Annotated in this window: 19 protein-coding genes; 7 read left to right on the forward strand and 12 right to left on the reverse strand. The window is 50.4% G+C overall.

What is annotated here, in order from left to right; genetic code table 11:
* Positions 1–3 precede the first annotated feature (3 nt).
* Complete coding sequence (locus tag T496_RS0107130; protein WP_027450145.1) at positions 4–987, reverse strand: ROK family protein; 984 nt, start codon at positions 985–987, stop codon at positions 4–6.
* A 149-nt stretch (positions 988–1,136) separates the two neighbouring features.
* Here T496_RS0107130 and T496_RS0107135 point away from each other — a divergent pair, with 149 nt between their 5' ends.
* From T496_RS0107135 to T496_RS0107145, 3 genes are read left to right on the forward strand one after another with little or no spacing between them, the layout of a single operon-like run.
* Positions 1,137–1,760 carry a hypothetical protein gene (locus T496_RS0107135; RefSeq protein WP_155808742.1) on the forward strand — a complete coding sequence of 208 codons (624 nt, stop codon included), beginning with the start codon at positions 1,137–1,139 and terminating at the stop codon, positions 1,758–1,760.
* A gap of 15 nt (positions 1,761–1,775) precedes the next feature.
* On the forward strand, positions 1,776–2,768 hold the full coding sequence (locus tag T496_RS0107140; protein ID WP_081783584.1) for a carbohydrate-binding domain-containing protein: 993 nt from the start codon (positions 1,776–1,778) through the stop codon (positions 2,766–2,768).
* 32 nt (positions 2,769–2,800) lie between these two features.
* Positions 2,801–4,063, forward strand: coding sequence for an L-cysteine desulfidase family protein (locus tag T496_RS0107145; protein ID WP_027450148.1), 1,263 nt, complete (start codon positions 2,801–2,803; stop codon positions 4,061–4,063).
* A 10-nt stretch (positions 4,064–4,073) separates the two neighbouring features.
* Here T496_RS0107145 and T496_RS0107150 read toward each other — a convergent pair whose 3' ends face one another.
* From T496_RS0107150 to T496_RS0107180, 7 genes are all read right to left on the reverse strand, one after another.
* Positions 4,074–6,941, reverse strand: coding sequence for a sugar-binding domain-containing protein (locus tag T496_RS0107150; protein ID WP_027450149.1), 2,868 nt, complete (start codon positions 6,939–6,941; stop codon positions 4,074–4,076).
* 119 nt (positions 6,942–7,060) lie between these two features.
* The gene (locus tag T496_RS0107155; protein ID WP_027450150.1) at positions 7,061–7,489 is read right to left on the reverse strand and encodes an acyl-CoA thioesterase; all 429 of its coding nucleotides are present in this window, start codon (positions 7,487–7,489) and stop codon (positions 7,061–7,063) included.
* Between the two features lie 118 nt (positions 7,490–7,607).
* Complete coding sequence (locus T496_RS0107160) at positions 7,608–9,650, reverse strand: beta-galactosidase (protein ID WP_044110798.1); 2,043 nt, start codon at positions 9,648–9,650, stop codon at positions 7,608–7,610.
* 8 nt (positions 9,651–9,658) lie between these two features.
* On the reverse strand, positions 9,659–10,408 hold the full coding sequence (locus T496_RS0107165; RefSeq protein WP_027450152.1) for an exodeoxyribonuclease III: 750 nt from the start codon (positions 10,406–10,408) through the stop codon (positions 9,659–9,661).
* A gap of 2 nt (positions 10,409–10,410) precedes the next feature.
* Positions 10,411–11,223 (reverse strand): hypothetical protein, encoded by an 813-nt coding sequence (locus tag T496_RS0107170; protein WP_155808744.1) that lies wholly within the window; start codon positions 11,221–11,223, stop codon positions 10,411–10,413.
* 127 nt (positions 11,224–11,350) lie between these two features.
* Positions 11,351–11,827 carry a 6,7-dimethyl-8-ribityllumazine synthase gene (gene ribH, locus T496_RS0107175; protein ID WP_027450154.1) on the reverse strand — a complete coding sequence of 159 codons (477 nt, stop codon included), beginning with the start codon at positions 11,825–11,827 and terminating at the stop codon, positions 11,351–11,353.
* A gap of 24 nt (positions 11,828–11,851) precedes the next feature.
* Entirely contained in the window at positions 11,852–12,544 is a 693-nt protein-coding gene (locus T496_RS0107180; protein WP_027450155.1) for a tetratricopeptide repeat protein, read from the reverse strand.
* A 146-nt stretch (positions 12,545–12,690) separates the two neighbouring features.
* On the opposite strand from T496_RS0107180, the gene recF reads away from it, so the two are divergent.
* Together recF and T496_RS0107190 are read left to right on the forward strand one after the other, a co-directional pair.
* Positions 12,691–13,779 (forward strand): DNA replication/repair protein RecF, encoded by a 1,089-nt coding sequence (gene recF / locus T496_RS0107185; RefSeq protein WP_027450156.1) that lies wholly within the window; start codon positions 12,691–12,693, stop codon positions 13,777–13,779.
* Positions 13,780–13,792: 13 nt separating this feature from the next.
* Positions 13,793–14,083: a DciA family protein gene (locus T496_RS0107190; protein WP_027450157.1), complete on the forward strand. Its 291-nt coding sequence runs from the start codon at positions 13,793–13,795 to the stop codon at positions 14,081–14,083.
* A gap of 49 nt (positions 14,084–14,132) precedes the next feature.
* Here the strand turns inward: T496_RS0107190 and T496_RS0107195 are convergent, their stop codons facing one another.
* The 4 genes from T496_RS0107195 to T496_RS0107210 all read right to left on the reverse strand — a co-directional run bounded on the left by T496_RS0107195 (position 14,133) and on the right by T496_RS0107210 (position 20,728).
* On the reverse strand, positions 14,133–16,490 hold the full coding sequence (locus tag T496_RS0107195) for a hypothetical protein (protein WP_155808746.1): 2,358 nt from the start codon (positions 16,488–16,490) through the stop codon (positions 14,133–14,135).
* A 108-nt stretch (positions 16,491–16,598) separates the two neighbouring features.
* Positions 16,599–18,215 carry a S41 family peptidase gene (locus tag T496_RS13665; protein WP_081778455.1) on the reverse strand — a complete coding sequence of 539 codons (1,617 nt, stop codon included), beginning with the start codon at positions 18,213–18,215 and terminating at the stop codon, positions 16,599–16,601.
* A gap of 13 nt (positions 18,216–18,228) precedes the next feature.
* On the reverse strand, positions 18,229–18,654 hold the full coding sequence (locus T496_RS0107205; protein WP_027450159.1) for a dCMP deaminase family protein: 426 nt from the start codon (positions 18,652–18,654) through the stop codon (positions 18,229–18,231).
* Positions 18,629–20,728 carry a M3 family metallopeptidase gene (locus T496_RS0107210; RefSeq protein ID WP_027450160.1) on the reverse strand — a complete coding sequence of 700 codons (2,100 nt, stop codon included), beginning with the start codon at positions 20,726–20,728 and terminating at the stop codon, positions 18,629–18,631. Before T496_RS0107210 ends, T496_RS0107205 begins: the two co-directional genes overlap by 26 nt.
* Positions 20,729–21,376: 648 nt before the next feature.
* Between T496_RS0107210 and T496_RS0107220 the strand changes: the two genes are divergently transcribed.
* Together T496_RS0107220 and T496_RS14905 are read left to right on the forward strand one after the other, a co-directional pair.
* Complete coding sequence (locus tag T496_RS0107220; protein ID WP_044110806.1) at positions 21,377–21,814, forward strand: HU family DNA-binding protein; 438 nt, start codon at positions 21,377–21,379, stop codon at positions 21,812–21,814.
* Between the two features lie 121 nt (positions 21,815–21,935).
* Entirely contained in the window at positions 21,936–22,037 is a 102-nt protein-coding gene (locus tag T496_RS14905) for a smalltalk protein (protein WP_155808454.1), read from the forward strand.
* Positions 22,038–22,247: the final 210 nt, after the last annotated feature.

Raw genomic sequence — 22,247 nt, forward strand, 5'->3', positions numbered from 1 at the left:
AATTTACTTAAACAACGAATACTCTTTAACGTTCCATGCTAATGCGCTGGCACCCAGCAAGTCACGGTCGTTTTCGTTAAGATTTGAGAGAAGTATCTTCACCTTTCCACTCATGTTATGGAAGACATGTTCTTCGAAAGACTGATCGGTGGGTTCGAGCAACCATTTACCGGCATGAGCCACACCGCCACAAAGGATAATGGCTTCGGGATTGAGCACGGTGGCATAGTTGGCCAGACTGATACCCAACAGGTGGCCTGTGCGACGATAGACCTCGATAGAAAGCTCGTCGCCCTGCTCACAGAAATCGAAAATCAACTTGGGATCCAGCTCGTCAATCTTGTCGCGCATCAATGAAGGACGCTTGTCTTCTTCCAACAGCTCCCTGGCCGTCTGGACAATACCCTTTGCACCTGCATAGGCTTCAAGACATCCTCGATTGCCGCAACCGCAAAGGCGCCCGCCATCAACGACACAAGAGTGGCCTACCTCGCCAGCAAAGCCTTCGATGCCCAGATAGGGCTTGCCTTTCAGCGTGATGCAACTGCCCACGCCGTGGCCCAGGTTGACAACCAAGAAATCACTTAAACCATGAGCACTGCCATAGACGTACTCACCCAATGCACGAGCATGAACATCATTGCCGAGAGCCACTGCTAGGCCCAGACGGTCGCGCAGCATGGCTGCCATCGGAATCTGACCCTTCCACTCGAGGTTGGGCGGATTCTCAATACATCCCGTCAGGAAGTTTCCACTGGGCGAACTGACACCAACAGAACGGATACTTTCGTAGCCACCGTTGCTCTCTACCAATTCGATGATACAGTTACTCAGATAAGTAACATACTCGTTAACATTAGGATAGGTTTTGGTCGGAAAACCATCGCGGGCTATGATATTGCCTCGCACGTCAACAATGGCAAAGACGGTCTTGTCTATGCTAATGTCTACACCAACAACTCTGGTTTTTATTGAATCTTGTGTCATCGTTAATTATCGTAGTTATTGACAGGGCAAAAATAACAATTAAATTAGATATTACCAAAGGATTTATGCATTTTTTTTGCGCATTCAAATAATAATATGTAATTTTGCGCCAATTAAGGCTTATAATTAATAACCAAAACTCAAAAACAATGAAAAAGTATTTTGTAATGGTCATAATGGCGCTGGCCGTTGGTTTCGCTTCATGTGACAACAACAAGAAAACGGAAGTGCAGGAAGAAGCAACAGCTACAGTGGTTGACGAACTGCTCAACGAGGTAGAAAACGAAGACACTGCTGCCGTCAAGGCCTCGCTGGAAGCTGTGCAGGAAGAGATCAACACGCTGGCTGCCGAAGACCCGGAAGCTGCTAAGGAATATATTAATAAGGTGCAGGCGTACCTAAAAGATAATACTGAGAAGATCAATGCCCTGGTGGCTGGCGACGAAGAGGCTTTGTCACTGGTGAACACTCTGGTGAACGCACCTGCAGAGGCTGTGTTGAATGCAGTCACTGCCGGACAATCGGTGGTGGACAATGCTGAAGCAACCGCCGAGAGCGTGAAAAGCGCTGCCGAAGAAGCCGTGCAGAACAAGGCCAACGAGATCGTGAACGAAGCCAACAAAAAGGCCGAGGAGCAGAAAGCGGAAGCCAACAAGAAGGTGAACGAAGCTAAGCAGAAGGCCAACGAGGAGGTGAACAAGGCTGCCAAGAAGGCCAATCAAGAGGTGAACAAAGCTGCCGAGAAACTGCTGAAAGAGGCTGGACTGAAATAAACACGACGAGAAGACATGAAAAGAACAATACTGTCAACACTGGCATTGCTGCTGAGCACAGCAGCCTCGTTTGCCGTGAGCAACAACACCGTGGAGATCATCTTCAACGGCACAACAGCCACCGTCAACATCGCTGAGAACATCAGCAGCTACGTGACTCTGCAGAGTGGCACCTCATCGCACGTGAAACTGATTCAGAGCGAGAGCTTTGCGGGCGTGAACCCCACCAGCAGCAATACCGACGGTGAGATCATCTATGTGCTCTCTGGCTCTTCTACCAATGGCAGCTTCTACATGGAAGGCAGCTATAAGGCGACGGTCAACCTGAACGGTGTGACGCTGACCAACCCCAACGGGGCAGCAATCATGCTGATGGACGGCAAGCGCGTGGAGGTGAGCATCAAGAGTGCTACCACCAACACACTCACAGATGGTGCCAACGAGGACTACAACGGCTGTTTCCACTGTAAGGGTCACACCAAGTTCAAGGGCAAGGGCACACTGAACGTGAAAGGCAACAGTCGTCACGGCATCTACAGCAAGGAGTATCTTGAGATTAAGAACTGCACCATCAATGTGACGGGGGCAGCGAAAGACGGCATCCACTGCAAGGAGTACTTCATGATGGAAAGTGGCAACGTGAGCATCAATGGTGCTGGTGACGACGGCATCCAGGTGGAGCAGAGCAGCGACCCGCTGACCAACGAGACCACTGATCACGAGGACGAAAACACGGGCAACTTCTATCTAGACGGCGGTACACTGAGCATCCAGAACGTGACTGGCAAGGCTATCAAGGCCGACGGCATCATCAAGTATAATGGTGGAACCAAGAATTTCGACACGACCAACACGGAGATCAGTGCCGACATTCAGGGCGTGAAGACGGCTCCTGGCCGCACATCGACGTTCGACCTGATGGGTCGTCGCCTGAACGATGCCGCAAAGACGAAAGGCATCGTCATTATGAAGAGCAACGGAAAGATTGTAAAGGTCGTTAGACACTAAAGCTTTATTGACAGGATAATACAAACAATACAATGATCAACAAACAAACACGCGAACAGATTATTGCTCTGATACACAAAGAAGTAGTACCTGCCATTGGTTGTACTGAACCAATGGCAGTGGCTCTTTGTACGGCACGAGCAACAGAACTACTAGGACAAAAACCAGAGCACATCGAGGTTTACCTAAGTGCAAATATCCTAAAAAACGCCATGGGCGTGGGTATTCCTGGCACGGGCATGATCGGACTGCCCATCGCCATTGCACTGGGAGCACTGATTGGTAAAAGTGAATACGAGCTGGAGGTACTAAAAGACCTGACACCTGAAGCCATCGAACAGGGCAAGCAGTTTATTGCCGAAGAACGTATCGGCATTCATCTGAAAGAGGGTATCAGCGAGAAACTGTATATCGAGGTGATTGCCAGCGCCAAGCAGAAATCGAAGAAGGCTATCATTGCTGGCAGTCATACGAACTTTGTGGAGGAATACATAGAGGGAAAGGAGGAACAAAGCGCCACTGACGACATTCAACTGAACATGCGACTGGTGTATGACTTTGCCACTACAGCGCCATTAGAGGAGATTCGCTTCATCGAGGCGACGCGCGAATACAACATGAATGCGGCGCGCGAAGCACTGAAGGGCAACTACGGCCACAACCTGGGAAAGACCATCGACCGTCCACTGGCCAAGGGTATCTTTGGCGGAAGCATCTTCTCACACATCATCGCCCGCACGGCCTCTGCCTGCGATGCCCGCATGGGCGGAGCCATGATTCCCGTGATGTCTAACTCGGGATCGGGCAACCAGGGCATCTGTGCCACCAATCCTGTGTGCGTTTATGCCAAGGAAAATGAGAATACCGAGGAGGAGCTGATACGTGCGCTGATGCTCAGTCACCTCACAGCCATCTATATCAAACAGTCGCTGGGCAAACTATCGGCTCTCTGCGGATGCGTGGTGGCATCGATAGGTTCGAGCGTGGGCATCACCTACCTGATGGGTGGCGACTACGAGCACGTGTGTCGCAGTGTGAAAAACATGATTGCCAACCTCACCGGCATGATCTGCGACGGTGCAAAACCATCGTGCTCACTGAAGATCACTTCGGGGGTTTCTACGGCCATCCTCTCTGCCCTACTCTCGATGGAAGGCAAATGCGTAACTTCGGAAGAAGGTATTGTGGATGACTGTGTGGATAAGAGTATTCACAACCTAACAGCCATTGGTGCCAACGGTATGGGAGTCACCGACGAAATGGTGCTTCGCATCATGACAACCAAGGGCTGTTAGGCCGAGACTTCTACTTCAACTTAGGTTTCAACTCGTCGGGTGAGTCGTTGGTGAACATGTTGACAGCTGGAGCCTGCTTGCTGTAGAAGTCGAGGATGGTTTGCGTATCGAGTTCCAAAGACGGACGGAAATCATCACTTTGCATATATGAAAGGATTGCCTGGCGCATCTGACGAGCCACAGGACGATTCTCCAGACGATTGCTGATGTCCATGGTTGTCATCAGCAATCGTCCTTTTCCGACCTTTGCTTCGACCAACATGCCCAGCTTGCGCGACACATGCCACGTGTCGATGGGCTGGATGGGCGACTGATAGTTGCGTGGCAACTCCATCAGGTTCATCACCTGCGCCTTGTTGAGGAGCTCCCACCAGTTGAGGTTCGACCAGTCGTCGGTGGGGAAACCGTATTTGAACAACGGGTGTGTGGTGTCGATATAGGCACCGGTGGTGTGTGGCGGACGCATCTTAAACCACGAGGTGTTCCAGAACACTGGCAGGTAGCTCTGCTTCACATCGCTGCCCAGTGTCACCTTGCCTGCAGCCGTCAGCAGCACCACACCACCTTTGCGCAACACCTTCTGTGCTTTGGCATCCAGAGAATCGGCGATATAGACTGTGCCTGCATCGGTGGCGGCGCTCTCTGGATAAACCCAGAAGTCCCAATGGTTCTTGTAGGAAGGAGACAGTTGTACCTCGAGGGTCAGCTTGGCCGGCGCCTGCACATCGGCAAGAGGCAAAGCGACAGTGCCCAACGCGTAGTTTTTGCCTACAGGAAGGGACGTCAATTCGCTTAATCGTCCGCTTGCCACCACACTGGCACTATCACTCTGATAGATAGAATAGGTGGCATTGACGTCGGTCAGCGTGGCGAAGGTGGCATTATAGGCTTCTACAGGAACGCGCAGCGTATCGGCCGTGGTATAGACAAACTGAGGGAATCGGGCCAAGGGAACTATGGCATTGCAGAACTGCGTCCAGTCGCGAGCGGTGCAATAGCCTTTCTCGCGCCAGAAGACATTCAGCACACCAACGAGTGCGGTGCCTTGTCCGCTGTAGTCGTTGAGGCCCAACAGTTGGAAACCGGCATAGTCTTTTGTACGGAGGTTGCGCTCTATCTCGTACTTATAGCAGAGTGTCTGCAACTTTCCACTAGCCATAAGGAACTTACGATCCATCTGCTCCATGCCATTGTCGCGCAACAGATCACGGAAGATTTCGAAGTTGCCAGGATGATAGGCACCCGTGTATTGAGTCACTTCGCCAAAGTCGGGGAAGGCACACCACTGGCCCTTCTCGTGGGTCACGATAGGACTTTCATTGGGCGTGTCGCCCTTGTAGTTGCGGGGATAGAGGATGCCATCGAAGTAGTCATCGGCCGACTGCGGTGCCTTCTTGTCCCAATTGAGACCACGTGCCCCACCCTTCACGTGGTAGTCGGACTCAGAATCCCATGCCCATCCACCACCAACAGAGGCGCCTGCATAGAGTTTGGTGGCATCGTACTTGCGCATCTCCTTCACCCAATCGTTGCAATAGCTCACCCAGTCGCCGGCGGGCTCGTTGCCTGCTGCCATCATCACAAACGAGGGATGATGACCATACTCATCGATGATGCGCTTGGACTCGTCCATCAGATACTTGTCGATAGCCATGCCACGACGCAGCTTCACACCGTGGTTGGGCCAGGTGGGACCCTCGGGCTGAAGATAGATGCCCAGTTTATCGGCAGCGGCGAAGGCTGCTTCGGGAGGACAATAGGAATGGAAGCGTACATGATTGAGGCCATACTCCTTGCACTTCTTGAAGATGCGCAACCACTCGGCCTCGTCTGTGGGTGGATAACCGGTTTCGGGGAAACAGCAGTTCTCTACCGTGCCACGCAGGAACAGCGGACGACCGTTGATAAAGAGCTGGCGCTGGCGGGTGGTAATCTCACGCAGACCGAAAGTGGTCTGGTAGATATCCTCGCCGGCCTCGATGGTGAGCTGATAGAGGTGGGGATGGAACTCGTCCCACAACTGGGCATTGCTACCCAGTTTGACCTTGAACACTTTCTTGTTGCCCAGTGCCTCTTTGCTCATCGTGGTTTGGTAATGACGGCCGGTCATGCTGCTCACCTCTACATTGACATCATACTCCCACTTGGGCAGCACGCGGACACCATCGGTGTGGTTCTCCAGCTCGACCTCAATCTGAGCCGAGCGTTCGGCCACATTGGGGACGATGCGTACGTGTTTGATGTTCAGCTTCTTCCACTGAGCCTGTAGCTCTATCCTACCGGCTATGCCGTTCCAGTTGCCTTGGGTCTGGTCGGTCACGGAATGGGAGTCCTGGCCCACACATACATTCTCGATACCATTATACACCTTGACGGCAATCTCGTTCTTGCCACCAAAGGTGATATACTTGGTGACATCATAGCGATGGGGCACCGACAGCGACATCTGGTGGCCCACCTCCTTACCGTTGACATAGACCGTGGTCTCGATATGGGGACGCTCCAGAAACAGCGTGATGCGCTGATTGCTCCACGAGCGGGGCACATAGACCTGCTTACGATACCAGGCATTACCCACATAGTGGCGATTGGGAGTCAGGAAGAACGGGAATTTCATGTCGCCTTCCTGGCGATATTTCGCCATATAAGGATTGAAGTAATAGGAAGAGTCGTAGAGTGAACTCGTCCATTGGGTATGCACCGACACACGATGACCTTTTTCGTTAGTCAGCATAGAGCCGGGCAACATCACATAATCGTCATACTGAGGGGTGTCGCCCATGGCAAAGTCCCAGGCGCCTGCAAGCGAGATGACCTGTTGGGCATGAATGGTTAAAGTAGCAATGACTGCCATCAACAGGAAACTGATTCGTTTCATATTTACTGATTAGTTTTAGTTTTACGCGCCAAAGTTACGAATAAATCGGCGAAAAACAAAAAAAATGGTCCGAAAAGGCGTGAATTCCTTTCGGACCATACATATCTTTAGACAGACGACTATTCAATGCCTTCGTACTGATAGATGTCGCGTCGCCAGTTGTCGGGGAAAGCCATGGACTGATGGTTCACCAAATCATAGAGCACCATGATGGAGAAACAGCGACATTTTATCTCGTTTGTATCAACATCAATAATATCCTGTTCCAGATGCAGACTCTTGTTGCCCACCTTCAAAGCGCGCGTACGGGCGGCAATATGGTCGGCACCCTTGATCTGCGAGAAGAACTCTGACTCGATCTTGACAACCACGATGGCCACACGCTCCCAATCTACATTCTTACAGACACTGGCAAAATACTCGGTCTTTGCAGTATCATAGAACTGGAAATAGATGGTGTTGTTGACATGACCGAACTTATCTACATCATTGAATCGGATTTGAATGGGCAACACATGCCGATAGTCTTTGTTTAATTCTTGTGCCATTCCTGAATATTTTTACGGTTACTATTTCAAGCGGCAAAATTACAAATAATTTGCGAGATAAGCGCTGTTTCTGAAAGATTATTTTGGTTTTGACAGACCGCAAACAAAAAAGTCAGCCCTATAAAGGACTGACTTTTACTGACTTCACACTTTCGCCTGGAGTGGGATCGGCTTCGCGAGGAAGATAGATGGGAGCACCACTCTGAAGTGGCAGTATGCGGAGTTCCAGGGTGCAACAACCCTTGGGTAGGCGCCATAGTCCGTAGAGGAACGGACGACCATACTGGAAGTGGTCTGCTATCAACTTGCCATCGGCATAGAGACGAGCACAATCGCCTTGATAATTGATTGTCAGCAACTGTTGGCCTATGGGGTGCGCATCCTGAAGGAAAGGCAGATCGATACGATAGATAGCAGCCTGCTGCCAATCGGCTTCGGTGGGGGCCTCAGCCACTTTCTGGGCACCAATGGTGATTTGTCGCAGAGGACCTGCCTCACGTACTTTCTCGCAGGTGGCTAGGTAGTAGATGTATGTATGAACACGTTCGTCGAGGAACAGATGCTCGGCCTCTTGCTGGCTCAGCAGATAAAGATTCTGATGGATGGGTGTCTCCGTTCCTTTCGCCTTCACGTTTTTCAACACCTTGCCGTTCTGCATACAAATGGTTGTGGGGATGCCGGGAATCTGCATGAGGTAGATCTTGCCATCGCGCTGGGCCACCAGCTGGGCTGTGGCATAACGGATGCCATCGATATTGACAGGGAAGATGGCCATAGCACCAGCAGGAATGGTGAGCTTTGGCAAACGAACACCGCAAGCTTCGAGGCGAACGCCACGCTTGGCAGACAGGTGCTGCAGACGTTCGTAGTTGTTGACGAAGATGAAGCCGCTGCCATGCTGACTTCTCACCGACCAGCGCAACTGTCTGTCGTCGCCTTTCTTCAGGTCTTGACTCACGGGAAACGAGGGTTCCATTGTTGCTAGCTGCTGACCATAGTCGTGCATGAACAAATGAAGGGGACGCAATGCGTAGAAGTGAGGATTGGTCTGTCCGAACTCGCCTATCGGGGCCTGAAAGTCGTAGTTCTTCACCGGCATATCGTTATAGTTGGTGGCTGGCGTGCGCTGGTTCTCGTTCAGCGTTGTGATGCCTTCAGGATTGGTTCCACCATGATACATATAGTAGCCCAACAGGTTTGAACCTGAGCCCAACTTCACGAGCGCCATGGCATAGGCATCCTCGGTATAGACATACGGACGACGATGATAGGCGGTAGCCATACCGCCACCCAACTCACAAGTAAAGTAAGGATAAGTGCCATTGTCGGCAGTAGTAGAGGAAGCGGCGGGGCCATCGGAAGAGGCTGATGGCGACTCGCCCATCGCTGTGGCAGGCTTGACACCTTGTTTAAAGTTGAATGCCTTGTAATAACTGCCCACCGACTCTTGAAGTGAGCGCTCCCAGAAACCGTCGGCATAGTCGCCATAGAGGGGAATCATCTCGCCAAAGGGCACCGGCGTGGCCAGTTCGGGCCAACCAGTACGTGTATAGAAAGGCAGGTCGTAGCCAATCTGAAGGGCCATCTGCTTCAGCGCCATCAGATACTCACCGCGACCGCGATACTCATTATCAAACTGAGCTGCTACCACCGGACCACCATCTTTCCATTGCAGACCTTGAACCTGAGTAAAGATCTGACGGTAGAGACGCTCTACATAAGATAAGAAGGTGGGATTCTGCTGGCGCACCTTGCAGCCCTTTGAGAATATCCAATCGGGAATGCCACCGTTGCGTACCTCACCATGACAGAACGGACCCAGGCGCAGAACCACGGGCATATCTTCCTTTTTACATACCTCGAGGAAACGACGCAGATTGCGCTGACCATCCCAACGGAAGATGCCTTCCTGCTCTTCTACGTGGTTCCAGAACACATAGGTGGCAATCATGGTGACGCCACCCTCTTTCATCAAGTGCACCTCGCGCTGCCACTCTTCGGCAGGCACACGCGAATAGTGTATCTCGCCCATTACGGGACAGACACGACGACCATCGACTATGAGACTATGACGGTCCCACGTGACGGGTTTTCCAAAATCAGAAGCATAACTGCCCATGGCCATTAGCCACAGACATGCAGACAATAGCAGTTTGTTCATTATGGTTGTTATTTTAGTATCAGTTCCACTGGACAATGGTCGCTACCCATCACGTCGGTGTGAATCTTTGCATCTTCAATCTGGGATGACAACCGCTCGGAAGCAACAAAATAGTCAATGCGCCACCCCACGTTCTTCTGACGTGCCTGGAAGCGATAAGACCACCACGAGTACACGACCTCTTCCGGATATTTCCAACGGAAGGTATCGATGAAGCCTGAAGCCAACAACTCACTGAACTTGCCACGCTCCTCGTCGGTGAATCCAGGATTCATATGGTTGGTCTTGGGGTTCTTCAGGTCAATCTCCTGATGAGCCACATTGAGGTCGCCACAAAGAATGACAGGCTTCTGTTCGTCGAGTCGTTTCAGGTACTGACGGAACTGGTCTTCCCACGACATGCGGTAGTCCAGGCGTTTCAATCCGTCTTGCGAATTGGGCGTATAGCAGCACACCAAAAAGAACTCGGGCATCTCAAGAGTGATAACACGACCCTCGTGATCGTGCTCATCGACGCCGATGCCCATGGTCACACTCTGAGGCTGGTGCTTTGTATAGATAGCCGTACCAGAATAGCCTTTCTTATCGGCATAGTTCCAAAAGGACTGATAGCCCTCAAACTGCAGATCCAACTGTCCGGCCTGCATCTTTGTCTCCTGAAGACAGAAGAAGTCGGCATCCAACTCGCGAAAGATTTCACTGAAGCCCTTGCCTGCGCAAGCCCTCAGTCCATTTACGTTCCAACTAACAAATTTCATGTTTAGAAAGCTATACCAATAGTAAACTGATGCATCTTGGGAGCCTGGCTCTTCTTAAAGAACGACATAGGCGAATACTTACAATAGACAGATGGCAGATGGGGAGCGTGCACCTGCATGAATGCATCGATGGTGACAGGACGCTGCCCGATGGATTTCGTATTGATATCATACTCCTCCTCGCCCAGTTCATACTGGCGATTGGCATGCGCCCAGAAGTTGAAGTTCACGATGCCACCCAGCGTGACATAGCACTTTTCTTCACAACCGAAATAGTGCGTATAGAGCACTGGCACCTGAACACTGGTAACGTGCAGAGCCACTTTTCTATCAGAAGCATTGATGGGGAAAGCAGACAGTCCCATGATGCCTTCAGCATCTTTCAGCCACCAGCCATCGTTGGGCGACATGCGATAGTTGCGCCAATCGATGCCCACACCTAAACTCCATGCGTTCTTGGCACCAAAGGGATGCCAATTGGTCTTTACACCCAGTGCCAAATCAAAAGAGGGCCACAGATTAAACGAACCCATATCGGTGTCGAGCATCGTGTTCAGACCTATCTGAAAATAAGGTTCGGTGTTCACCTCACCTCTCTTTGCCTTGTTGTTTTTCCACTGATTAACATGTATTCCGCACCATGCCTTATTGTTAATTTCTATCGTGTCGCGGACAATTAATTTCTTAGAGTTATCGCGAGTCACAATGGTTACTTTCTCTACGTTGTCTGCCACAATAGTATCAGCTGTCTCGGCAGCCATTGACGATGAAGAGGCTGCAAGAAGTAGAGCCGCAAGAATAGTTTTAGCTTTCATAAAATGATTGGTTTAATAATTAAAGTTATGCAAAGGTAAGCATTATTTATGAAAACAGCAATGAAAGAGACAAAAAAAATGGCAGCACCGCTGACGCGGGACTGCCATTATACTAGACATTCAAGAATTAGAACTTTGCCATCTTTATGGCAACCACAGCACATTCATCGCCCTTATTGCCCAACTTGCCGCCAGCGCGATCCAGCGCCTGCTGTAGGTCGTTGGTGGTCAGCAGACCATAGACAACGGGAATATTGCTTGTGGCATTCAGGCGAGCGATACCTGCTGTCACACCCTGACAGATATAGTCGAAGTGGGGTGTCTCACCACGAATCACACTGCCCAAGATAATGACAGCATCGTAACCATCATTGAGCGTCATCTGGTGTGCGCCATAGATCAGTTCAAACGAACCTGGAACAGTCTTCACGTGGATATTCTCGGTCAGTGCGCCATGCTTCTCGAGTGTTTTCACGCAACCTTCGAGAAGGGCACCCGTGATCTCGGGATTCCACTCTGCCACCACGATACCAAAAATCATGTTTGAGGCATCGGGAACAGCATTGAAGTCGTAGTCGCTCAAATTATGCAGAGCTGTAGCCATCGTCTTTAATTCTAATATGTATATTTACTCTTTAACACGCTCGATGTATGCATCGATGGTGCTATACTTCACCCACTGATAGTAATTGTCCTTGATGCGCTGATAGAGCTCCAGAGCCTCGGCCTTCTTACCCTGGCTCTCCAGGATCTCACCAGCCTGAATCAGGAAACCAGGAGACAGTGTGTTGTTGTCTGCCATGTCAGCAGCCTTAACCAATGTCTTTACAGCATCGTCCAGATTGTTCTGACTAGCCTCGATGTTGCCCACTGCAGCCTTAGCTGAAGGAGAAATCATCTGGTCGTCTTCACTGTCGAACTCATCAAAGTATTCAGCAGCCTCATCAAGCTGACCCAGACGGGCGCAGCAAATACCGGCATAGAGGTTAGCCAGGTTACCAGCCTTTGTAGAACTGTACTCGTCAGCGATGGTCTTGAAACCAGCGTGACCCAGGCTGTCGCCCTCGAGAGCCATCTTGAACAGATCAGGCATATCGCCCTGAACAGCCATGCCATAATACTCCTGGGCCTTAGCCATCTCGGTGCTGGCCTTCACCTGCTGCTTGTCGCTATAGTTATTCCACAACAGACAAGCCAATACAGCTACGACAGCTACGCTAACACCGCAAATAATTGCTTTCTTGTACTTGAGGATGAATGCCTCACTCTGATTCAGTGTCTCCTTGATTTCAGAAGCACCGTTGTTGTTATTTTCTGCCATTTTTATATTATTTTTATTTTATGTTCGCACAACTTTTGCGGGCGCAAAGATAATGAAATTATTGCACATGGTGAAATTTATTTCCTGTTTTTTTCTTTTTTAAGTCTGAAAAGCAGTAACTTTGCACTGAAAAAGACAGAAAAAGCATGATTCTGGAGCGTTTATCCATTATTAATTATAAAAACATCGAGGGAGCCGATTTAAAGCTCTCTCCTAAATTCAATTGTTTCATTGGTCACAACGGTGCAGGAAAGACCAATGTGCTCGACGCCATCTATTTTCTGTCGTTCTGCCACTCAGCACAGTCGGTGCAGGACTCGCTGGCTATTCAGCACGACAAGGACTTCTTTCTGTTGGAAGGACGTTATACCGACTTCAACATCTCCTGCGGCATGAAACGTGGCACCAAGAAGGTGTTTAAACGCGACAAAAAAGCTTATCAGCGACTATCAGAACACATCGGACTGATTCCCATTGTGCTGGTATCTCCTGCCGATGCGTTGCTGATTGAAGGAGGCAGCGAGGAGCGCCGCCGACTGATGGATCAAGTGATTGCGCAGTTGGACCGCACATACATAGAATCGCTCAACCGCTATAACAAGGCACTGATGCAGCGCAATGCCATGCTGAAGATGGAAGACCAAGAGCCCGACCCTGCCCTACTCTCGCTGTGGGAAGAGCAGATGGCGCACGAAGGTGAAAACATCTTTCACAAACGACAAGCATTTGTAGAACAGTTGGTGCCCATGTTTCAACAGTTCTACAACATGATTTCAGACGGGCGCGAACAGGTGTCACTCAGTTATACGTCTCACTGTCAACGGGGACCGCTGCTCGAGGTAATCCAGCGCGACCGCATGAAGGATCGTGCTGTGGGTTATTCACTGCACGGCATCCATCGCGACGACCTCGAGATCTTGCTGGATGGTCATCCCATGCGCCGAGAAGGTTCACAGGGACAGCTCAAAACGTTTGTCATAGCACTAAAGCTGGCTCAGTTCAACTTCCTGAAACAGACCAACGCGCGCACCACACCCATCCTACTGCTGGACGACATCTTCGACAAGCTGGACGCACAACGCGTGGAACAGATTATCAGACTTGTGTCTGGCGAACAGTTTGGACAGATTTTTATCACCGACACCAACCGCGACCACCTGGACCAGATACTGGCACAGGGGCACTTTGACTACCAGCTTTTCAACGTAGAAAACGGTAGTATCACAACCAAATAAAAAGACATCATTTATGTTTAAACGCGACGTACAAGAGCTCAAGAACTTGGTTTTGCGCAACATACGCAAACAGGGATTGGAGACGCCTCTGTTGCAGAAGCGACTGATAGAGGCGTGGCCTATTGTGGCTGGCGAGATGATTGCTCGCTACACCACCGATGTACGTATCTACAACCAGACGCTGCTGGTGCGACTAAGCATCCCAGCGCTACGCGCTGACCTTTCCATGCGCCGCCAGGAATACGTGCGACGTTTAAACGAATATGTCGGCAATCAAGTGATTACCGACATACAGTTTCGTTGATTTTCTTTTTTACGAAAGACCTAAGGGAAGTTGATAGAACGTCAACTTCCTATTTTTTTTGATACAGATAGACAGTAGGCTTCAGGTCGGCACTACATGCCTCATTGCCCAACACGAAGACATCTACCAGCTGATTCTCCATCTCGGGAGTCACCTTAATATAATAGGTATAGTTACGATCCCTGCGCTCTACGTTGCTCTCGAACGTGTTCGATGGATAACTGGGTGCACGATCGCCGGCAGCCACAACATGTTCGCCAACACGTGCCACGGCATAGGCACCCTCTACACCATGCTGACCTTCGAGTGCCACGCATAGTTTGGCATCGCCCTCCACCTGGGGCACCTTCACCTGCAAGGTCCAGGCACGGACAGCGTGGAACGATGGCGCAAAGAGGTTATTGGCCTTGAAACCAGTGGCCGCCAGTTTCTTTCCACCAGCATATACTTCCACTTCGCTTAACTGCTGTGGGGCGTTATAAACCTTCAGATAGCGCATCTTACGCTGTACAGGGAGTGTGGTCAACGTATCGGCCAGAAACATCTGTTCCTGCCACAGGTTCAGGTCTGACGATATCGCAGCCATCTGTCCTTCGAAAGGCTGCATGGGGCGCAAACCAAAATAGCTTGGGGTATAAAGCCTTATACTATCTACATAGATGTCACTGCCTAAATCCACACGCAGGCAACCGCCTGCGATACGCTGATCGCCCTGGCAACTGCTGGGGAAGAATCCTGTTGAAGGGTTCTCGTCGAAGAGATAGTCGTCCCATATACCACGCTCAACGAATGTGGGCTGATGGAAGAAAGCATCGCGGGCTGCTTGCACTTGCGGTACTGCCGTCTGTCCAGCACGCTGCAGTGAGCGAACCTCCAGGGCATTGTTGTCCAAGGCAAACATGAGCGACTCGTAAAGACAATCTGCATCAGCAGGTACATCTGTAGGAGTCATCTCGCCACAGGCTTTCACACTGACGTCTGAGTGATGCTCCTTCACTGGCAACAGACGTGCTGTCTTTGTGGTGGCCACCAACAATAGTGCACGGAAGGGCTGCACTGTGACCTTGACAGTGCTGCCATAAGCAAAAGAGCCAATCTTGCGTTCGTTGGGATGATACTCCATCAGTGTCACTCTGCCATGCTTGGTAAGTCCCATCTCGTCGTCCAGCTTCAGTTGTACGGTGCGAGGTGTCCACTCGAGGTTGCGCAATACGATGACACGCAACTGCTCATTACCACGAGACACGGCAAAGTCACCATAACGACTGGGTAGGATAAGACCCGTATTCATCAAGGGTGCATAATGGCGATGGATATTAAACAAGCGCGCCATGCGGGCCTGTTCTTCGTCACGCAAGAGCCAGGGGTTACCATATATCTGAGGAGCCAACACCAAGTTGCGGCCAAAGGCACTGAGCACCAACTCATCGTCCCAACCATCGAGGCACGACGACAGGCAGACGCCATGATCCTCGACCGTGCGACGCAGTTCGGGTACCAACGTACGACTCATGGCCCCGGCACGATGATGCGGAGCCGTCTGCCAGTTGGTAGAGTTCACATCGGTATAACTCTCACGTCCTTCCCACAACTGTGTGGTGGCGTAGCTGTCGGCCTCAGCCAGTCCCAGTCGGTGGTTCAAGAGGATGAGGTCAGGCGAATAACTGCGACAACGACCTAACATATCGGCAAAGTCGGCAGCATGCGATGGTTGCAAAGGACCGCAGACCGCATCAAACTTAAACAGTGCCCAGCCGTACTTACGACACAAGTCTGCAAGCATCTGTTTGCGAGCTTCAGCTGTTGCTGGTGTCTGTCCAAAACCGTCAGGACCTCCCCAAAGCCCCATACGTGTTCCCATGCGGTTGGCCTTCTCGTTAATGACATCAAAGCTATGAGGGAAATGGGTCTTGAAACGTTCACTGTCCATGGTGCCATACCAGCGACTGCCGTCAACTGCGCCTGCGTCGAAGGCGTAGATATCCAGCTGCATGCCATAGGTATTCTTCAACCACTGAAAATAGTTGAGGTTTACCAACGTCTGTTGCTCATCGGCACCCTCGTTGGTATTGTTAATCCACGAGAAATACTCGGCACGTGCAGGCATATAGTCATACAACCGGAGCGACTGCTGTTCGCCCGTATAACGGACCGTAGCCTGGGCTGGCAGTCCTTTCCAACTGATGGAATAGCGCACTGGAGCTACTGGTGCAGCGCTTTCTCCGATGGTCAACAGCGAACGAGCATGGTCCCAGTTGAAGGCGACTGCAGGATGACTACCAACACAGAACGACGAGTCGTGCTGCGGTGTGATTTCAATGTTCACGGTGCGTAAAGCCTTTCGCGCTTGTGATGGTAAGGATAGTGCCATGCTGAAGAGCACGCACCACATGAATGTTTTAGTCATTACTTATCTATTACTTGTAATTAGTGAAACTTATAGTCTTTTCTAGCGAAAACAAAATAGGTGATTAAAATGGATGCCAAGCCCCCACTTTAATCACCTATTCATTTCCTATTCAGCCTTTGGAAAGGCGCTTCCCTCCTTGAATACGCGGAGTGTCTCGCGAATGGCGGGATCGTTCTGGTTGAGATATTTCAACCACGACTCCTCGTCAAGCATATTGTAGATGATGCGGCTCTCAACAAACTGTTCCAGCAGTTTGAACGAGCGTTGAATCATCAGGTTGCGGCGCTTCAATCCGTGTTTGTCGGCATAGGTCGCAAACTTATCCACGATATTTTGTCGGCGCAGGAATTTTGCCAGCGACAGCACGTCGTCGTATTCGCGCAACTTAGCGCGGTTCTCATCGGTATAGTCATAGCCGAACTGCAGGATGAGTCCCGACATGGTAGCCTCCTTATAGTACGACGTGTAGTGGGTGGTGTCCTCAGGAACGAAGATATCTGGTGTGATACCGCCTCCACCATAAACCACACGACCGTTCTTGGTATGATACTCCGGACCATCATGCTTGATACTGTCTTGCGAGAAGAACTCACCATGCTGATAGCGAATCATAAGGTCTTCCTCATAGTTTCTGTCCATACCACTGGTATAGGGTTTCTGGATGCATCGACCCGAGGGTGAGTAGTAGCGAGCAATGGTTAGTCGCATCATCGAGCCATCGTTAAACTCTACGGGCTGCTGCACCAATCCTTTACCAAACGAGCGTCGGCCAATGATGGTACCGCGGTCGTTGTCCTGAATGGCACCTGCCAGAATTTCGCTGGCCGAGGCAGAGCCTTCGTCGATAAGAACCACCAGCGGCATGTTCTGGTAGCTGCCACGACCATCACTGCGATAGTCCTGACGGGGCGAACGACGTCCCTGCGTATAGACGATGAGTCGATTCTTTGGTAGGAACTCGTTGGCAATCTGTACAGCCGACTGCAGATAACCACCCGTGTTACCGCGCAAGTCGATAACCAACTGTTGGAAACCCTCTTGCGATAGTTCGGCCAGTGCCACGAGCATTTCCGGATAAGTATTCTCGCCAAAGTTCTTGATTTTCACATATCCCGTCTCGTCGTCCAACATATAGGCTGCTGTGACGCTCTTCATCGGTATCTCACCACGAGTCACGGTAATCTGACGCAGTTTGTTCTCACCATAGCGCATAATGCCCAGTTTCACTTTCGTGCCCTTAGGACCTTTCAAGCGGTGCATGGCTTCTTCGTTGGTCAGAATACTACCTGTGAAAGTCTCGTCATTGACCGTGACGATCTTATCGCCTGCCAGCACGCCAGCCTGCTCAGAAGGACCATCCTTCACAACATTCTGTACACGTAGTGTATCGTTACGAATGGTGAACTCAATGCCTACCCCCGAGAACGAACCACGCAGGTCGTCATTGGCCGTCATCACATCCTTAGCCGAGATATAGACCGAATGAGGATCCAGTTCACTAAGGATGATGGGCATAGCCTTCTCAACGAGGTCAGCCATATCGATGGTGTCCACATACTGATCATCGATGATGTAGAGCAGGTTGCTCAGCTTATTGCTGCCCGAGTTGATAATGTTCAGTCGATTGCCCGAAAAGTGATTGGCATAGAATGTGCCGATGAAGATACCCACCACGGCACTTAGCGCCAGCCATAAGGGCGAAAAACGATTTTTGCTGTTCATTGTCTTGTTTATTCTAATCGCCAAGATATACTACCTCGATGCCTGCACGTTCGAGCAGTTCGATACCATCCGTCAGACGGTATTTCTCACCATAAACCACACGTTTAATGCCGGCCTGGATGATCAGCTTAGCACACTCGATACAGGGCGATGCGGTGATGTAGATGGTAGCACCATCGCTGTTGTTTGACGAGCGAGCCAACTTGGTGATGGCATTGGCTTCGGCATGCAGCACATAGGGTTTCGATACGTTGTTCTCGTCCTCGCACACATTTTCAAAACCCGTAGGTGTGCCATTGTAGCCATCACTGATGATCATTTTGTTTTTCACCACCAGTGCACCCACCTTTCGGCGTGTACAATAGCTATTCTCTGCCCAGATGCGGGCCATGCGCAGGTAGCGCGAGTCCAGTTTACTTTGTTTGTCGTTTGATTCCATTTCTCTTTAATAGTGCGTTGATGGTTGGTTCGCCTCCACGGAAGCGTTTATAGAGCGTCATTGGATCTTCCGTTCCACCCTTCGACAGGACGTTATCGCGGAAGCTCTGTGCCGTTTTCTGATCGAAAATGCCGTGGCGCTTAAACACGGCGAAGGCGTCGGCATCGAGCACCTCGGCCCACTTATAACTATAGTATCCTGCAGCATAGCCGCCTGCCATGATATGCGAGAACTGCACCGTCATGCATGTATCTGTGCGCTGGCGACCAATGATTGCTTTCTTCCAGGCTTTCTTCTCGAAGGGAATGATATCCTCGTCGAAGGCATCTTTTTTGGTGTAATAAGCCATATCCAGCAGACCGAAACTGACCTGTCGCAGACAAGCTGTAGCAGCCATAAAGTTGCGACTCTTTACGATGCGGCGTATCAACTCGTCGGGCAAAGGCTCGCCCGTCTGGTAGTGATAAGCGAAGGTGCTGAGGAAGTCTTTCTCTACAGCGTAGTTCTCCATAAACTGCGAGGGCAACTCGACAAAATCCCACCACACATTAGTACCACTGAGGCTCTCGAATCGGGTATTGGCAAACATGCCGTGCAACGAGTGTCCAAACTCATGCAGGAAGGTCTCCACCTCGCCGAGCGTCAGCAATGCAGGTTTCTCGGCCGTGGGCTTGGTGAGGTTCATCACCACCGACACATGAGGTCGCACATTGACGCCCTTGCGGTCGATATACTGTCCCTGATACTCAGTCATCCAGGCTGCACCCTGCTTACCTTTGCGGGGATGGAAGTCGGCATAGAACACGGCCAGATAGGAACCGTCTTTATCAAACACCTCATAGGCTTTCACATCGGGGTGATATACAGGGATATCCTTATTCTCTTTGAAAGTGATGCCATACAGACGATTAGCCAGTCCGAAGACACCGTCAATCACCTTGTCCAACTGGAAGTAAGGACGCAGCATCTCTGCATCGAGGTTGTACTTCTTCAGCTTCAGCTTGTGCGAATAGAAGGCGGCATCCCAGGGCTCCATCGTCAGCTTCTGTCCTTTGACCTTTGATGTCTGACGTTCAAAGAGCTTATGCAGTTCGTCGCGTTCTTCCAAGGCTGTTGGCTTGTAAGCATCCACCAGATCGTTCAAGAGTCGATAAACACTCTTCACATTGCCAGCCATGCGATGTTTCAATACATAGTCGGCATAAGTCTTATAGCCTAACAGCTGCGCAATCTCGCGACGCAGGTTCACCAGTCGTTTACAGATATCCAGGTTGTTCTGCTCGTTGTCGTGAATACACTTGGTGTTGTAGGCCATATACATCTGCTCACGCAGGTCGCGCTGGGTGCTATAGGTCATAAATGGCTGGTAGGAAGGGCCATCCAACGTGAACACCCATCCCTCGCCCATAGCCTCAGGATTTTCCTCTTTCCATGCCAATGCAGCAGCATCAATGGCCGACTGTGGCAGTCCGTCCAACTGGGCGGGGTCCGTGATAACAAGTTTAAAGGCTTTATTCTCCTTCAACAGGTTCTGTGAGAACTGGAGCGACAACAGCGAGGCCTCCTCGGTCAACTGACGCAGACGTTCTTTACCAGCCTTGTCAAGCAGTGCGCCACTACGCACGAAGCCATCATATGTAGAGTCCAACAATCTTTTTTCCTCAGGTGTCAGTTTTCGGTGATGGCGATGCACATATTTTATACGTTCAAACAATCGCTCATTCAGTCGCACATCGTTGGCATGCTGTGTCAATATGGGCTGCATCTTCTGTGCCAGCGCATCCATCTCGTCGTTGGTCTCAGCGCTCAGCAGGTTGAAGAACACGGTCGATACCCTATCCAACAGATCGTAATAGCCTTCACGCTCTTCTTCGGCATTGATAATCGTATTGTCAAAGGTCGGCTTGGCAGGGTTGTTGATGGTCTTGTCTATCTGCTCGTTATCACGTCGTATTCCCTCCATAAAGGCCTCTTCATAATCCTCCAGACGGATACGATCAAAAGGCACCGCATCGTGAGGTGTTTTATAGTCCTCAAAAAACGGATTTACCCTCTTCTCTATATTTTCGCTCATACTTTCTCTTCCTCTATATAATTACGGCATGCAAAGATACAAAATAAATCCGAGAATAGCAATAATCCAGTCAACTATTTTATCATTATTTAATCATAATTTCGCATACATTAAAAAGTCCACTATCCTCACGGACGGTGGATAATAAGAATCAACCAGTTAAAGTGTTAAACAAGACACAAATATGCCTCACGATTACACGTGCCACAAAGTGGCTGGTTTCAGGTTTCAAGATAGCTCTCGTGTTGCAGCGTTGCAGCGTTGCAGTTATAAAAACAACTACTGTATATATCAAAATTTAACTCTATATTTATATATAAATATAGAAGTATTTTTCGAGTATATACACTCCCTTTCGAGAACTGCAACACTGCAACAGTGCAGCGCTTTTGTACTACCCTAGAAAAGTTGCCCTCCCCATATTTTTTTTCGATTTCTTGCCAAAGTATTCGTAAACCGCAAAACCAGTGTTGTATCTTTGCATCGTGAATTAAAACATCACACACCCCCACTCCGCCAAAGGACGCCGGCTGAGAGATGGAAGTGGCGCTATCAGGGCCCCAAAGCACCACTTCTGCAGGCCAAGAGTGACGAGACAAAAACCGCCCAAAGGCGGAAGTATTAACCATCAAAAAACACACACAAATTATGCGATTCAAAAAGTATCAGAACGTAGTGAAAAACTCAAAGATGTTTGGCAAGTGGTACGCACGTGCCGTGGTGAGCGAGAACGTGACCACCGACCAGCTGGCCGACGAGATCCAGCGCAACGCATCTGTCAAGAAATCTGATGTGAAGGCCGTGCTCTGCGAGCTGAGCGAGGTGATGAACCAGAAGCTCATTCAGGGTGGTCGCGTGGTGCTCGACGGCATCGGTGCCTTCAAGGTGACTATCAACACCGTAGGAGCCGAAACAGCGAAGGACTTCACCGCCAACAACATCAAGTCGGTACGCATCCTCTTCCAGCCCGAGACGCGCATCGTGGACAACCACCGCATCAAATCCATGCTCAACGGCATCCGACTGAAAGAGCAGGAGAAGTATAGCAGCGAGGAAGAGGAGGAGGATGAGGAGAATGAGGACTAACAGACCCACCCCCGTTCCCCTCCCTGTAGGGAGGGGCGCTTTTACTCTCATCGTTGAGTTTGCACCGTAGGCGCAACACCTCTCAGTTCTCAGTTCTCAACTATTAATTTTTTTTATTGCTATGAAAAACAAAATTGAAACTTGGAAATTTATTGTGCAGACCATCATCGCCGTGCTCACGGCAATCGCTACTAGCCTCGGCGTGGCGAGTTGTATGAATTAGGAACCCCTCCCCATCCCTCCCAAGGGGAGGGAGTTGGTTGACAACGTAGCCACTCCCCTCCCTTCAAGGGGAGGGGCTGGGGGTGGGGTCTGTATCTCCATTTGCAGTTAGAACAACACTGACCCCACCCCCGACCCCTCCCCTACATGGGAGGGGAAAAACAAGACAAGACCCCTCCCCATCCCTCCCAAGGGAGGGAGGAAAAACAAC

The sequence above is a fragment of the Xylanibacter brevis P6B11 genome (assembly GCF_000621825.1).
Taxonomy (GTDB): domain Bacteria; phylum Bacteroidota; class Bacteroidia; order Bacteroidales; family Bacteroidaceae; genus Prevotella; species Prevotella brevis.